Genomic DNA, 15087 nt, shown 5'->3' on the forward strand with positions numbered 1-15087 from the left:
TCTTTCGTTCTTCTGATGAAGACCTCGCTGTCGACTGGGAGAATGACTCGCCACCGCCCAGGACCGGCTTAAGAAACCTGGTTGAAAATGGGTTGATCCGCATAGGGTTATCGAGGCATGACCACGATCGCGACGATTCGATCGATCGAAGTCTCGCCCGTCCCGCGCCGGTCTTGTCGGGGGCGGCCGGGCGGCCTAAACCGGAACACGATGGCGCCGATCGCCCCAACGCAAGGACCGCTTCATGACCGACGTGCTCGATCAGTCCACCCTGGAGGCCGCCGCCCATCGTCTCGTCGAAGCGGCCCGCAAGACCGGCGCCGACAAGGCGGACGCGGTGGCGGTGCGCGGCGTCTCGCTCTCGGTGGGCGTGCGGCTCGGCGAGGTCGAGGACAGCGAGCGCGCCGAGGGCGACGACTTCGGCCTGCGCGTCTTCGTCGGCCGGCGCCACGCCACGGTCTCGGCCAACGCCCTCGGCGATCCGACCGCGCTCGCCGAACGGGCCGTCGCCATGGCCAAGGCGGCGCCGGAAGACCCTTGGGCCGATCTGATCGAGGAGGCGTTGCTCGCCCGCTCCTTCGCCGATCTCGATCTGGTCGACCCCTCGACCCCGGACGCGGCCGAGCTGACGGCGCGGGCGCTCGCCTGCGAGGACGCTGCGCGGGCGGTCGCGGGCGTCAGCAATTCCGGGGGCGCCTCCGCCTCGTGGTCGCTGGGCGGGCTGGTGCTGGTCACCTCGCACGGCTTTTCCGGCGCGTGGCTCAGGACCGGGCATTCGCTCTCGGTCTCGGCGCTGGCCGGCAGCGGCACCGGCATGCAGCGCGACTGGGACGCTTCCTCCAAGATCTTCGGCGGCGACCTCGATCCGGCCGAGGCGATCGGCCGGCGCGCCGGCGAACGGGCGGTGGCGCGGCTGAACCCGCGTCAGGTCGACACCGGGACCGCGACGGTGATCTGGGAGCCGCGCGCGGCGACCGGCCTCGTCGGCCATCTGGTCGGGGCGATCAACGGCGCGGCGATCGCCCGCAAGACCTCGTTCCTCAAGGACAGCCTCGGCAAACCCGTGTTCGCGCCGGGCATCACCATCGTCGACGATCCGCGCCGGCCGCGCGGCCTCTCCTCGCGTCCCTTCGACGGCGAGGGTGTGGCCGGTCCGGTGCTGAACCTCGTCGAGGACGGTGTACTCACCACCTGGCTCCTCGACGGGGCGACGGGGCGCGAACTGGGCATGACCTCCAACGGACGCGCCTCGCGCGGCACCGGGTCGCCGTCGCCGGGCTCCACCAACGTGACGCTCCTCGCCGGAACCGCGCGCCGCGAGGATCTGATCGCCTCGATCGATCGCGGCCTGCTCGTCACCGACATGATCGGCTCGGGCGTCAACGGCATCACCGGCGATTACTCGCGCGGCGCCTCGGGCTTCTGGATCGAGAAGGGGCAGATCCTCTACCCCGTCAGCGAGATCACCGTCGCCGGTAATCTGAAGGACATGTACGCCCGCCTCGTCGCCGCCGACGATCTGGAATATCGTTTCTCCATCGCCTCGCCGAGCCTGATGATCGAGGGTCTGACCATTGCCGGGCGTTGAGCCGGAACTCGCCGAAGACCTCGCCCTGATCGCCGCCGCCGCCCTCGCCGCCGGCGAGGAGGCGATGCGTTGGTTCCGCCACGATCCCTCGGTCTGGCAGAAGAGCGGCGGCTCGCCGGTCAGCGAGGCCGACCTCGCCGTCGACCGGCTGCTCTCGGAACGCCTGACGGCGGCGCGGCCCGGCTACGGCTGGCTCTCCGAGGAGACCGCCGACGGGCCGGAGCGGCTCGGCCGCGAGCGCGTCTTCGTGGTCGATCCGATCGACGGCACCCGCGCCTTCCTGCGCGGCGAGATCGAATGGACGGTGTCGATCGCCGTCGTCGAGGCCGGCCGCCCGATCGTCGCGGCGCTCCATCAACCGGCGACGGGCAAGTTGATGACCGCCTCATCCGGGGGTGGTGCTCATTGCGCGGGCAATCGGCTGATGGTCTCGGACCGCACCCGCCTCGCCGGCGCGCGCCTCGGCGCGCCCTACAAGTATCTGGAACGACGAGAGATCGCCGAACAGAATTTCGCCCAGAAGCGGGCGGTGCCGTCGCTCGCGCTCAGGATCGCGCTGGTCGCGGACGACCGGCTCGACGTCGCCTATGGAACGGGCAATGCCCACGATTGGGATCTTGCCGCCGCCGATCTCTTGGTGCATGAAGCCGGCGGCCGGTTCACCAACCCGAGCGGTGAGCCGTTGCTGTACAACAAGGTCGAGCCGCGCCACGAGGCTCTGGTCGCCGCCACACCCGGTGTCTACGACGCGGCGAGATCGCTCCTCGCCCGTCTGATCGGATGAGGCGACCGAGCGCCTCGTCGCGACCGACATCGGTTTCACCCCCTCGGTTCGGTAGATCGACATGACCGCGACATCCAAGAAGCCGCAGCTGCCCCACCTCGTCCTCGGCGGCGAACTCGAGGATCTGAGCGGAACCGAGTTCCGCGATCTCTCCAAGGTCGATCTGGTCGGCCTCTACCCCGACTACGAGAGCGCCAAGGCGGCGTGGAAGTCGAAGGCGCAGTCGACCGTCGACAACGCGCACATGCGGTATTTCATCGTGCACCTGCATCGGCTGCTCGATCCGGCGCACGGCCACGACTGACCCCCTCGCGGGGCGTGTCCTCGCGGGATGCGCGCGAAGGGCGAGACGCGGGCGGACGCCGCCCGAGGCATCTCGCCGCCCTCTCGTTCCGTCGGCCCGCGCGAGGGTGACGGCGCCTCGTTTCGGCGCTAAGAAGCGTCCTCGACAGCAATCGAGGACGACCTTCCACGATGATTTCCGCCGCAGACACGGTGACGGTCGCCGCCGCCGCGAGGCTCCATCGTTTCCTCCCCCATCGCTCGTCCCAGCCGCGCCCGGCGCCGGCGGGATCGCGCGCGGTCGTGTTCGGAGCCGGCGCATGCTGAAGAAACTGGTGGCGACATCCGGATTTCGAAAGGTCGCGGCCAGCCTGCTCGCGGCCTATTTCCGGTTGGTCCACACGACCTGCCGCAAGATCGTCGAGCCGGCCGACTTCATCGAGCGACTGAACGGCCCGCGCCCACTGATCGTCACCACCTGGCACGGCGAGCATTTCATGGTGCCCTTCGTGGTGCCCTCCCCGGCTTGGCGGCCGACGGCGATGATCTCGCGCTCGCGCGACGGCGAACTCAACGCGCTGGTCGCGGAAAAGCTCGGGGCGGAGACGATCCGCGCCTCGGGCGGGCGCAGCGGCGAGGAAGTGTCGCGGCGCGGCGGCGTGCGCGGTTTCGTCGAGGTGCTGAAGGCACTCCAGGCCGGCAAGGCGGTGATGATCACCGCCGACGTGCCCAAGACCGCCAAGATCGCGGGCGAGGGCATCATCCAGATGGCGCGGCGCTCCGGCGTTCCGATCCTGCCCTTCGCCGCCGTGACCTCGCGGCGGCGGCGGATGGCGCGTTCGTGGGACCGGGCGGCGTTCAATCTGCCGTTCGGCCGCTTCGTCACCGTCTTCGCCGATCCGATCGCGGTGCCGGCCGATGCCGACGAGGCGATGATCGAGGCCAAGCGGCTGGAGCTCGAAACCACTTTGAACCGTCTGCTCACCCGGGCCTACGAACGCGCCGGGGGCCACGATGGCTGACGTCCTCGGTGAACTCGCCCTGGTCGTCTGGCGCGGCGTCGGCCGCCTGCTGACGCCGGCTCTGACGATCGTGCTCGACCGGCGGACCCGGCGCGGCAAGGAGGATCCGGCGCGACGGCACGAGCGGCTCGGCCGACCGCGCCTGCCCCGTCCCGACGGCCCGCTGGTGTGGGTCCACGCGGCGAGCGTCGGCGAGACCAACTCGGTGTTGGCGCTGATCGAGCGGCTGACCGCGGCGGGCTTCGCCGTTCTCCTGACCACCGGCACGGTGACCTCGGCACGGATCGCCGTCGAGCGACTGCCGGCGGGTGCCTTTCACCAATATGTGCCGCTCGACGTGGCGCCGTTCCTCGATCGGTTCCTCGATCATTGGCGGCCGGGGCTGGCGCTCTTCGTGGAATCGGAGATCTGGCCGACCACGATCGAGCGGGTGAGCCGGCGCGCCGTCCCCCTCGTGCTGATCAACGCGCGCATGTCGGAAGGCTCCTTCGCCCGGTGGCGGCGGCTCGACGGGCTGCCGCGCGCCCTCTTCGGCCGCTTCACCGCCGCCCTGGCGCAGGCGCCGGCCGACGGCGAACGGCTCGCCGCGCTCGGCGTCGGCGCGGTCGCGGTCACCGGCAATCTCAAGTTCGACGGGGCGCCGCTCCGCCACGATCCGCATGCCCTCGCCGCGCTCCGGCGCGCGATCGGCGAGCGCCGCACCTGGCTCGCCGCCTCCACCCATCCGGGCGAGGAGGCGGTGGCGATCGAGGCCCATCGCGCCGCGCGGGCGCAGATGCCGGATCTCCTCACGGTGATCGCGCCGCGCCATCCCGAGCGCGGCGACGCGTTGCGCGCCGATTTCGCCGAGCAGGGGCTCCAGGTCGCCTCGCGCTCGCTCGGCGAGATGCCGGGGCCGCGCACCGACGTCTATCTCGCCGATACGATCGGCGAAATGGGGCTGGTCTACCGGCTGGCGCCGATCGCCTTCGTCGGCGGATCGATCAGTCCGCGCGGCGGGCAGAACCCGATCGAGCCGGCGCGTCTCGACGTCGTCGTCCTGCATGGGCCGTCCACCCACAATTTCGCCGAGATCTACCGCGATCTCGATGCGCGCGGCGGCGCCACGGCGATCGCCGACGCCGAGAGCCTCGCCCGCGAGGTGGTGGCGCTCTCCGACGACGCGCCGCGCCGCGAGGCATCGATCCGAGCGGCACGCGACGTGGTCGAGGCCTCGGTCGGAGCGCTCGACCGCACCATCGCCGCGCTCGCGCCTCATCTCGAGCGCGCCCGAGACACAGGACGACACGGATGAACCGCTGGGTGGCACGGATCTGGGCCGAGGATTGCGGCGCGACACGGATCCTGTCGCCCTTCGGCTGCCTCTACGGTCTGGTGACCGGCGCGCGGATGCGGCGCGCGCCGATCGGGCGGGTGGCGATCCCGGTGATCGCGGTCGGCAACTTCACCGTCGGCGGCGCCGGCAAGACCCCGACGGTCGGAGCGCTGGTCCGCATGGCTCGGGCGGGCGGGCTCACGCCGATGGTGGTCACGCGCGGCTACGGCGGCCGGCTCGAGGGGCCGGTGGTGGTCGATCTCGCCCACCACGGCGCCCGCGACGTCGGCGACGAGGCGCTGCTGCACGCCCGGCTCGCCACCACCATCGTCTCCCGCGACCGGCTCGCCGGCGCGCGTCTCGCCGAGCGGCTCGGCGCCCATCTGGTGCTGCTCGACGACGGGTTCCAGAACCCGCGCCTCGCCAAGGATCTGTCGTTGGTGGTGGTCGATCGGGCCTCGGGCCTCGGCAACGGGCGGGTCATGCCGGCCGGGCCGTTGCGGGCGCCGCTGGCGATCCAGATCGAGCGCGCCGACGCGCTGGTGATCGTCGACAGCGGCGAGGGCACGCATCCCTCGACCCTCGCGCTGATCGAGACCGCGACCGCGCGCGGGCTGCCGGTGTTCGACGCGCACCTCGCGCCGCTCGATCCGGAGCTGGTGGCCGGGCGGCGAGTGGTCGCCTTCGCCGGGATCGGACGTCCGGGGAAATTCGCCGCGACGCTCGCGGCCTGCGGCGCGCAGGTGGTCGACTTCGTCGCCTTCGCCGATCACCACCCCTATACGGCCGGAGAGGCCGCCGATCTTCTGAAGCGGGCGGCGGCGGCCGACGCCGATCTCGTCACCACCGCCAAGGACGCGGCCCGGCTCGACGCTCCCGACGGACCGATCGCGCGGCTGGCGCGCGGCGCCCGAGTGCTCGACGTCGCCCTCGTCTTCGACGACGGCGAGGGGCTGGTGCGTCTGATCGGCGCGACCATGGCCGGCCTCGACCGACGTCCGGCGTGAGCGGGACGATCCTGCCGGGGCGCGGCGAGGGACGGGTCAGCCGCGTCCGTTGACCTGGAGATGGCGGCGCAGCGACGCCTCGGCGTCGACATAGGCCTCCTGACGATCGACGCTCCAGTAGCGCAACTCGTCGAGCGGGATCACGGCGCCGGTCACGGCGCAGGTGACGTGGCTGCCGTTGGCCAGGATCTGGAAGTCGCCGTCGAGATAGCGAATCTGGGCTTCGCCGCCACGGCGCGGATTTTCGAAACGGTTCATGAGCGTGTGTGGATCCTCGAAGGAGACGGCTCCGGCCGCCTCCCGACATGTCTTACACGATCGAGGGCATGGGCGAAAACGCAAAAAACGGCGCCGACGTCACCGCCGGCACCGTTTCGGGAAGATGAAATCTTCCATGAGGCGACGTCGTCGCGAAAGGCGTGCCGGGCGGACCCGGAACACGCCTCGCCGCGAACGATCAGCCCTTGACGACGGCCGGGGCCGGAGCCGGGGCCTTGGCGCAGCCGGCGACGGAGAGGCCGGCGGCGGCGACGAGGGCGAGAACGACGATACGAACGGTCTTCATTGGGTAGTCCCCCTGGAAAGAGTTGCGAATCGGAGACTAGCACGTCGGATCCGAGAAAGAATCCCCTTCGAATCCAAGACGATTCGCTCGACGTTCCCCCTGTCGCATAATTCTCGACCTGTTGCTCAAATGCCACTCGCGGTGGCCGGCTCCGGATCCTCGTGGGCGACCTCCTCGGTCGCGTCGGAGAGCGGGCGCGCGGTGCGGCGGGGCGGATTGAGGGGCTCGGGGCGCGGCGGCGGGCGCTGATGCATCAGCGCCGCGCCGGCGGTGGGGCCGTCGGTCTGCTCGAGGGCGAGGCGGGCGAGATCGCGACGGCGGACGTCCTCCTCGATGGTGCGGGCGCGTTCGGCGTCGAGACCGAGGGCGAGCAGGGTCTCGCGGCCGGCGAGGATCGCCGATTCGTAGGTCTCGCGGACCTGGAAGTCGACGTTGCGGTCGAGCAGCGTCAGGGCATGGGCGCGGTCGAAGGCCCGCGCGAAGACCTTGGCGAGCGGGAACTCGGCCTTGACCAGTTCGACGATGCGATTGGTGACCGCCGTCTGTTCGGTCGCCACCACCACGACCTTGGCGCGGTCGGCGCCGACCGAGCGCAACACGTCGAGGCGGGTGCCGTCGCCGTAGAAGATGCGGAAGCCGAAGCGGCCGGCGGAGCGGATCATCGACGGATCCTTGTCGATGATGGTCAGATCGATCCCCTCGGCGAGCAGGAGCTGGCTGAGGATCTGGCCGAAGCGGCCGAAGCCGATCAGGACCACCGAGCCGGTGGCGTCGGAATAGTCCTCCTCGATCTTCTTCTCCGGCTTCTTGGGCAGGAACAGCGGCACGGCGGCGACCACCAGCGGGGTCAGCGCCATCGACAGCGTCACCACGGTGATCAACACCGAGCCGAGCACCGCCGGCATGGCGCCGGACCCGACCGCGGCCGAATAGAGCACGAAGCCGAATTCACCGCCCTGGGCGAGGAAGAAGGCGACGCGAACGGCATCGGCATGGGGGACGCGCGCGAGGCGGGCGACCAGCCAGAGCGCCAGGACCTTGACGATCACCAGCGCGATCAGGCCTTCCAGCATCTGGTCCCAATATTCGGCGACCACCTTCAGGTCGATGGTCATGCCGACCGACATGAAGAAGAGGCCGAGAAGGAGCCCACGGAAGGGCTCGATGTCGACCTGGAGCTGATTGCGGAAGTTCGATTCCGCCAGCATCACCCCGGCGAGAAAGGCGCCCGTCGCCATCGAGAGGCCGACCAGCGAGACGAGGCTCGCCGCGCCGATCACCACGAAGAGCGCGGCGGCGGTCATGATCTCGCGGGCGCCGGAGGCGGCGAGGAGGCGGAAGAGCGGATTGAGCAGCCAGCGCCCGACGCCGACCACCACCGCGACCGCCCCGACCACCTCGGCGACGGCGACGCCGAGGCTCGGTCCGCCATGGACCGGCTGCGGCGACAGGAGCGGCAACAAGGCCAGCAGGGGGACGATGGCGAGGTCCTGCATCAGAAGGATGGCGAAGGCCTTGCGCCCGAACAGGCTCTGGGTCTCGCCCTTCTCCTCGAGCATCTGCATCACCAGCGCGGTCGAGGAGAGCGCGAGGCCGACGCCGGCGACCAGCGCGCCCTTCCACGGCAGATCGAACAGCTGAATGCCGAAGAAGGAGATGGCGGCGGCGGTGACGACGATCTGAGCGAGGCCGAGGCCGAAGATGTCGCGGCGCATCGCCCACAGGCGCGACGGCTTCAACGACAGGCCGATCAGGAACAGGAACAGCACGATGCCGAGTTCGGCGAAATGCATGATCTCGGCCGGATCGGAGAAGAAGCCGAGCGCGGCCGGGCCGATCAGGACGCCCGCGGTCAGATAACCGAGCACCGAGCCGAGGCCGAGCCGCTTGAAGACCGGCACCATCACCATCGCCGCGCCGATCAGAAGCAGCGGCGCCGCGAAGGGTACGGTTGTGGCGAGGGTCGTGACGCCGACGTCCACGGCCATGCGGTTTCTCCAGATCGGCCGCCGTGGCGGAGGCCGGGCGCGAGGCGCGCCGTCTCGATGTTGCGATGCACCGAGACTGGCGAGGCGATGTGGCAGGGAAAAGGCGAGGCACGCGGCGGCGCGCGACGAACGCCACGGTAGCGTTTCACCGTGGCGCGAATGTCACGTCAGCGTCGCGCCTCGGTGCCGCCGACGGTGAGCCCGTCGAGGCGCAGCGTCGGCTGTCCCACGCCGACCGGCACGCCCTGACCGCCCTTGCCGCAGGTGCCGACGCCGGGATCGAGCCTCAGATCGTCGCCGATCATCTTCACCCGCGTCAGTGCGTCGGCGCCGTTGCCGATCAGCATGGCGCCCTTGACCGCCGGGCCGATCCGGCCGTTCTCGATTCTGTAGGCCTCGGTGCATTCGAAGACGAATTTGCCGGAGGTGATGTCGACCTGACCGCCGCCGAAATTGACCGCATAGATGCCGTCCTTCACCGAGGCCAGAATCTCGGCCGGGTCCATCGTCCCGGCCTTCATATATGTATTCGTCATGCGAACTTGCGGTGCATGGGCGTAGGATTGGCGGCGACCGTTGCCGGTCGGCGCGACGCCCATCAGGCGGGCGTTCTGGCGATCCTGCATGTAGCCGACGAGGATGCCGTCCTCGATCAGGGTGGTGCACTGGGTGGGCGTGCCCTCGTCGTCGAAGGAGAGCGAGCCGCGCAGGTCGGGGAGCGTGCCGTCGTCGACGATGGTGACGCCGGGGGCTGCGACGCGGCTGCCCATCAGCCCGGCGAAGGCGGAGGTCTTCTTGCGGTTGAAGTCACCTTCGAGGCCGTGGCCGATCGCCTCGTGCAGCAGCACCGCCGGCCAGCCGGGGCCGAGCACCACGTCGAAGGTGCCGGCCGGCGCCGCGACGGCGTCGAGATTGACCAGCGACTGACGCAGCGCCTCGTCGACGGCGGAACGCCAGCGGTCGGGCGAGACGAAACGGGCGAAGCCCTCGCGGCCGCCGAAGCCGTGCGAGCCGGCCTCCTGGCGATCGCCCTCCCCGGTCACCACGGAGACGTTGAGGCGGACGAGCGGGCGGACGTCGCGGACGCGGTAGCCGTCCGGGCGCAGAATCTCGACGACGCTCCACGAGGCGGCGAGCGAGGCGGAGACCTGACGCACGCGCGGGTCGCTCGCGCGGGCATAGGCGTCGATCTCGGCGAGGAGCCTCACCTTCTCGTCGAAGCTCGGCTCGCCGATCGGATTGGCGTCGGAGTAGAGGCGCGTGTTGGTCTTGGCCGGGGGCGCCGCCCAGGTGCCGGAGCGGCCGCCGCGCACCGCGCCGACGGCGTCGGCGGCGCGCTTCAGCGCGGCCTCGGAGATCTCGCCGGAATGGGCGAAGCCGGAGAGCTCGCCGGTGACGGCGCGCAGGCCGAAGCCTTGGGAGGTGTTGAAGCTTGCGCCCTTGAGGCGGCCATTGTCGAAGGAGAGCGATTCCGACTGGACGTATTCGAGATAGAGCTCGCCGTCGTCGGCCCCGTCGAGCGCCCCGGCCGTGATGCGGCGGGCGACTTCGGGATCGAGGCCGTACTGGCCAAGCAGGTCGGTCGGATCGGACATCGGGGCGCCTCGGTGGTTCTGTGTCGAACCGTCAATCTAGGGCGCCGAGGGGGAGATGGCGAGAGCGCCCTGCGAGGGGGGCGCATAACCCGCGCCGATCGTCCAGCCGCTTCAGACGTCGCTCACCCCCTTCACGGGGTCGGTGGCCAAGGTGGGGTTGTCGGTGCCGCGATAGGCGATGATCGTCTTGCCGTCGAGGCTGGTGCCGGTTCCCGCCACGGTATAGGCGACGGCGGCGAATCCATCGGTGGCGAGATTGCCGATGTTCTTCTTGTTCGAATCCGTTAGGACGGTCAGCGGTCCGATCGACTCCGTCGGCATCGTGACGCTCGGCGCAGCAGCTCGATTGTAGGCGTCCATCGAAGCCAGCGAGAGGATGAGCTTCTCATAAGCTGTATATTCGGCGCTCATTGCGGACTCCTGATGTAACTGTCCTTGGTTATGTCTCTTCCATACTTGTAATTTTTGGTCATAGGCTCCAGATCGCTTCCCTTGACCATCTCGGCGATCTTCTCTCTCGACAGCCTGATCCAAGGGATCACCGCCTGAAGGCGGGCGATCGAGGCGGTGATCTCCGGCACCTCGATCTCGTCGGTCAGCTTTGCGCCGGGCTTCATCGGCGGCTTGCCCAGGATCTCGTAGTCCACCCGCGCGATCGCCACGCCGGGCCCGAAGGCCGCGTCGAGATGGGCGGGGTCGATCCATTCCGCCGTCGACGGTTGGCTCGGATCGCGGAAACGCACCAGGGCCGGCAGGCTCGCCAGCGGGATCGACACCTTCGGTCGCGCTTCGACGACGGCGTCGATCGCCTGCGGCATCTTCATGTTTCGATCCCGATAGGGTCGGGCGGTGAAGGGAACCAGGAGCCCCTCCTGATCGGGGCTGCCTCTCCGGCGTTCATCTCGCCAGAGCAGGCAGAGGAGATAGCCCCGCGGGCCGAGGTCGACGACGGTGGCCGCACCCTTCAGGTTGAAGAAGATCGGCGCCCCCATGCCGCCGAGCGGCCCATCGCCGAAACCGACCCAGAGCCGAGCGACGCTCGACCCGACCTTCTGCCCTTCCGGCGTGTCGACCGTGATCGTCAGCCGATAGAGCAGAGCTCGCGGCGGGCTCTCCTTCGCGCAGCCGGCGAGGGCCAGCCCGACGCTCGGGAGCCCGAGGAGAAAGCCGCGTCTCAGCATGGGATCGCTCCGATCGTTCGTCGGCCGGCGCCGAGGATCGCGCGCCGAATGCGAACATGGCGCCCGAGTCGTATCCTTTCGGTTGCAGAAGACGAAAAAGGCGGCGCCTTTCGGCACCGCCTTCGAAATCGCTCGGCATCGCGGCGCCGGACGCGCCGGCGGCCTCACGGCAGTTTGTCGAAGCCTTCGGAGAAGCCCTTGAGCGCGATCGGGATGCCGATGCCCTCTTCCGGGGTCTGGAAGACGATGAAGGTGGCGTTGGTGCCGGTCTTCATCTGGTCCATCAGCTTGTCGTCCATCACCACCTCGGCGATGCAGCCGTTGGGCAGGCAGCGCACGAAGGGGGTGCGGCCGACGTCGGTCTGGTCGATCTTGAGGCCGAGACCCGACGGCAGCAGCACGCCGAGGGGCGCCAGCACGCGCAGGATCTTCTGCTTCTTGTCGGCCGTCTTCAGCACGATCACCGAGAGGCCGACGTTGGGCCGGTCCTCGGCGGTGACGTTCTGGATGAGGGCGCACTGCTCGGCCTTGGCGCCCGGCGGGGTGTCGCAGCGGACCTGCCAATCGCCATGCGACGATTTGACCGCCCCTTGCGCGAAGGCCGGTCCGGCGCAGGCCAGCGCCAGCGTCAGGGCGGCGACGGCCGAAGCGGTGGCGCTCACGGCGGCGCGCCGACGGAAGGATCCCACACGCGACATCGCGGTCATCTCGTTCGTCTCCTCGCGACGGCGAGGAAATTCCTCGCGCGAATCGCTCGTTCGATCATGCGTTCACGTTGCCCGACGTCGGCGAACGACGCCATAGGCCGATTTCCGCTTTCTCGCCCGCGATCGTGGCGCTTCCGTGAGCGGGCCCGACGGGGCGACGCCATGCGATTTCGCATAAGGAGAAGTCCTGATGGAACGGTTGCCAGATGCGACGATCCGTGCTCATCCTAACGAACCGATTAGAGACGGACATCGAACCGTTTCGATCGAAGACCATGCCGTCGAACGAGCGTGGTCGATCGCGCTCGGGGGAAAACGGCGCGATCCATCGGAGGATACGACGTCGCGCGCCGACCACCCGCCGAGGGGGCGGGATCGGCCCGGCGACGAGACGAGGGGGTGTCGCGTGATGCAGTCGACGTCGGTTTCGCCGTCTCCGCGCCGGTCGTTCGCGGCCGGCCTCGCCACCGCAGCCGCCGTCGTGGCGACGCCCGCCTGGGCGCTCGACGGGCGCGCCGAGCCGTGGCAGATCGGCATGCAGCCGGCCAATACGCTGGTGCACGAACACATCCATTCCTTCGCCGCCTTCACCTTCTGGATCGTGATCCCGATCACGCTGTTCGTGCTGGCGCTGCTGATCGCGGTGATGGTGAAGTTCAACGCCAAGGCCAATCCGGTGCCCTCGCGCACCACCCATCACACCGGCCTCGAGGTCGCCTGGACGGTCGTACCGATCCTGATCCTGGTGGCGCTGGCGATCCCGTCGTTCCGCCTGCTCTACGAGGAGGTGGTGATCCCGCCCTCGGACATGACGATCAAGGTGACGGGCTACCAGTGGTACTGGGGCTACGAGTACACCGACCTCAAGTCCGACAAGGGCAAGCCGGTCAGCTTCGATTCGGTCATCCTCGACGAGGCCAAGCGCAAGGATCCGGTGCGTCAGCCGCGCCTCCTGTCGGTCGACAACGAGGTGGTGGTGCCGGTCGGCAAGATCGTGCGCCTGCAGATCACCGCCGCCGACGTGATCCATTCCTGGGCGATGCCCTCCTTCGGCGTGAAGATGGACGCCGAGCCCGGCCGCCTCAACGAGACCTGGTTCAAGGCCGAGAAGCCCGGCCTCTACTACGGCCAGTGCTCGGAACTGTGCGGCCGCGACCACGCCTTCATGCCGATCGCGCTGCACGTCGTCACCGAGGCGCAATACGCCGCCTGGGCCGACACCGCCAAGAGCGATCTCGACGCCGCCTATGCCCGTCTCGCCGCGATGGTCGACACGGACGCCGAACACACTCGCCTCGCCGCTCGCTGAGCCGGCCGCGCCCGCCTCGCCAGGAGACCGCTCATGGCCCATGTCGACGTTTCCACGCATCTCAAATCGATTGAAGGCGCAACCGCGCACGGGGCTCACGATCACGAGCATCACGGCGCGCCGTCCGGCATCCGGCGTTGGTTGTTCTCGACCAACCACAAGGACATCGGCACGCTCTATCTGATCTTCGCGATGTTCGCCGGCGTGGTCGGCGGGGTGCTGTCGATCGGCATCCGCATGGAGCTGCAGAACCCGGGCCTACAGATCTTCACCGATCCGCACCAGTTCAACGTGTTCACCACCGCCCACGGCCTCGTCATGATCTTCTTCATGGTGATGCCGGCGCTGATCGGCGGCTTCGCCAACTGGTTCGTGCCGATCATGATCGGCGCGCCGGACATGGCGTTCCCGCGCATGAACAACATCTCGTTCTGGCTGCTGCCGCCCGCGCTGACGCTGCTGGTCCTGTCGATGTTCGTCGAGGGCCCGCCGGGCGGCAACGGCGTCGGCGGTGGCTGGACGATCTATCCGCCGCTGTCCTCGACCGGCCAGCCGGGCCCGGCGATGGACTTCGCGATCCTGTCGCTGCACATCGCCGGCGCCTCGTCGATCCTCGGCGCGATCAACTTCATCACCACCATCTTCAACATGCGCGCGCCGGGCATGACGCTGCACAAGATGCCGCTGTTCGCGTGGTCGGTGCTGGTGACGGCGTTCCTGCTGCTGCTGTCGCTCCCGGTTCTGGCCGGCGGCATCACCATGCTGCTCACCGACCGCAACTTCGGCACCACCTTCTTCAAGCCGGAGGGCGGCGGCGATCCGATCCTGTTCCAGCATCTCTTCTGGTTCTTCGGACACCCGGAAGTCTACATCCTGATCCTGCCGGGCTTCGGCATCGTCTCGCACATCGTCTCGACCTTCTCGCGCAAGCCCATCTTCGGCTATCTCGGCATGGCCTATGCGATGGTGGCGATCGGCGTGGTCGGCTTCGTGGTGTGGGCGCACCACATGTACACGGTCGGTCTCGACGTCGACACGCAGGCCTATTTCGTCGCGGCGACCATGGTGATCGCGGTGCCGACGGGCGTGAAGATCTTCTCCTGGATCGCGACGATGTGGGGCGGGTCGATCACCTTCAAGACGCCGATGGTGTTCGCGATCGGCTTCATCTTCCTCTTCACCATCGGCGGCGTCACCGGCGTGCAGCTCTCCAACGCCGGCTTCGACCGCGTGTTGCACGACACCTATTTCGTGGTCGCCCACTTCCACTACGTGCTGTCGCTCGGCGCCGTCTTCGCGATCTTCGCGGCCTGGTACTACTGGTTCCCGAAGATGAGCGGCTACATGTATTCGGAGTTCGTCGGCAAGCTGCACTTCTGGGTCGCCTTCGTCGGCGTCAACATGATCTTCTTCCCGCAGCACTTCCTCGGTCTCGCCGGGATGCCGCGCCGCTACGCCGACTATCCCGACGCCTATGCCGGTTGGAATTTCGTCTCCTCGATCGGCTCCTACATCTCGGGCCTGTCGGTTCTGATCTTCTTCTTCGGCGTGGCGCAGGCGTTCATGCGCAAGATCCCGGCCGGCGACAATCCGTGGGGCGAGGGCGCCACCACGCTCGAATGGACGCTCTCCTCGCCGCCGCCCTACCACCAGTTCGACACGCTGCCGGTGATCGCCGCCGACGACGGGCACTGAGGGAACGGTAGGGAGCGGGCGCCCTCGGGCCCCCGCTCTCCTTCGCCGA

Annotated in this window: 14 protein-coding genes; 8 read left to right on the plus strand and 6 right to left on the minus strand. The window is 69.0% G+C overall.

The window, feature by feature from the left end:
- The first annotated feature begins 244 nt into the window (after window positions 1–244).
- From J3S89_RS21650 to lpxK, 6 genes are all read left to right on the plus strand, one after another.
- Window positions 245–1588, plus strand: a complete 1344-nt coding sequence (locus tag J3S89_RS21650; protein WP_217931433.1) for a TldD/PmbA family protein — start codon at window positions 245–247, stop codon at window positions 1586–1588.
- Window positions 1575–2372 (plus strand): 3'(2'),5'-bisphosphate nucleotidase CysQ, encoded by a 798-nt coding sequence (locus tag J3S89_RS21655; RefSeq protein WP_230489019.1) that lies wholly within the window; start codon window positions 1575–1577, stop codon window positions 2370–2372. The genes J3S89_RS21650 and J3S89_RS21655 overlap by 14 nt, the downstream gene beginning before the upstream one ends.
- Before the next feature lie 61 nt (window positions 2373–2433).
- Window positions 2434–2676, plus strand: a complete 243-nt coding sequence (locus J3S89_RS21660) for a DUF4170 domain-containing protein (RefSeq protein ID WP_217931435.1) — start codon at window positions 2434–2436, stop codon at window positions 2674–2676.
- Window positions 2677–2974: 298 nt separating this feature from the next.
- Window positions 2975–3676 (plus strand): lysophospholipid acyltransferase family protein, encoded by a 702-nt coding sequence (locus J3S89_RS21665; protein WP_217931437.1) that lies wholly within the window; start codon window positions 2975–2977, stop codon window positions 3674–3676.
- Window positions 3669–4970: a 3-deoxy-D-manno-octulosonic acid transferase gene (locus J3S89_RS21670; protein ID WP_217931439.1), complete on the plus strand. Its 1302-nt coding sequence runs from the start codon at window positions 3669–3671 to the stop codon at window positions 4968–4970. Before J3S89_RS21665 ends, J3S89_RS21670 begins: the two co-directional genes overlap by 8 nt.
- Window positions 4967–5998, plus strand: coding sequence for a tetraacyldisaccharide 4'-kinase (lpxK, locus tag J3S89_RS21675; protein ID WP_217931441.1), 1032 nt, complete (start codon window positions 4967–4969; stop codon window positions 5996–5998). The genes J3S89_RS21670 and lpxK overlap by 4 nt, the downstream gene beginning before the upstream one ends.
- Window positions 5999–6034: 36 nt before the next feature.
- On the opposite strand, the gene J3S89_RS21680 is transcribed toward lpxK, so the two are convergent.
- From J3S89_RS21680 to J3S89_RS21705, 6 genes are all read right to left on the minus strand, one after another.
- Entirely contained in the window at window positions 6035–6256 is a 222-nt protein-coding gene (locus tag J3S89_RS21680; RefSeq protein WP_217931442.1) for a DUF2093 domain-containing protein, read from the minus strand.
- Window positions 6257–6688: 432 nt separating this feature from the next.
- On the minus strand, window positions 6689–8551 hold the full coding sequence (locus J3S89_RS21685; protein ID WP_217931444.1) for a monovalent cation:proton antiporter-2 (CPA2) family protein: 1863 nt from the start codon (window positions 8549–8551) through the stop codon (window positions 6689–6691).
- Between the two features lie 167 nt (window positions 8552–8718).
- Window positions 8719–10146 carry a metalloprotease TldD gene (tldD, locus tag J3S89_RS21690; protein WP_217931446.1) on the minus strand — a complete coding sequence of 476 codons (1428 nt, stop codon included), beginning with the start codon at window positions 10144–10146 and terminating at the stop codon, window positions 8719–8721.
- A 111-nt stretch (window positions 10147–10257) separates the two neighbouring features.
- Window positions 10258–10557, minus strand: a complete 300-nt coding sequence (locus J3S89_RS21695; protein ID WP_217931447.1) for a hypothetical protein — start codon at window positions 10555–10557, stop codon at window positions 10258–10260.
- A complete protein-coding gene (locus tag J3S89_RS21700; RefSeq protein WP_217931448.1) occupies window positions 10554–11327 on the minus strand; it encodes a hypothetical protein in 774 nt (257 codons plus the stop codon). Before J3S89_RS21700 ends, J3S89_RS21695 begins: the two co-directional genes overlap by 4 nt.
- 164 nt (window positions 11328–11491) lie before the next feature.
- Complete coding sequence (locus J3S89_RS21705; RefSeq protein ID WP_217931450.1) at window positions 11492–12034, minus strand: invasion associated locus B family protein; 543 nt, start codon at window positions 12032–12034, stop codon at window positions 11492–11494.
- A 409-nt stretch (window positions 12035–12443) separates the two neighbouring features.
- Here J3S89_RS21705 and coxB point away from each other — a divergent pair, with 409 nt between their 5' ends.
- Together coxB and ctaD are read left to right on the plus strand one after the other, a co-directional pair.
- On the plus strand, window positions 12444–13343 hold the full coding sequence (gene coxB, locus J3S89_RS21710; RefSeq protein ID WP_217931452.1) for a cytochrome c oxidase subunit II: 900 nt from the start codon (window positions 12444–12446) through the stop codon (window positions 13341–13343).
- Window positions 13344–13376: 33 nt separating this feature from the next.
- Window positions 13377–15038 carry a cytochrome c oxidase subunit I gene (gene ctaD / locus J3S89_RS21715; protein WP_217931454.1) on the plus strand — a complete coding sequence of 554 codons (1662 nt, stop codon included), beginning with the start codon at window positions 13377–13379 and terminating at the stop codon, window positions 15036–15038.
- Window positions 15039–15087 lie beyond the last annotated feature (49 nt).

Origin of the sequence: Pinisolibacter aquiterrae (assembly GCF_019160155.1) — a bacterium.
GTDB lineage: Bacteria > Pseudomonadota > Alphaproteobacteria > Rhizobiales > Ancalomicrobiaceae > Pinisolibacter > Pinisolibacter aquiterrae.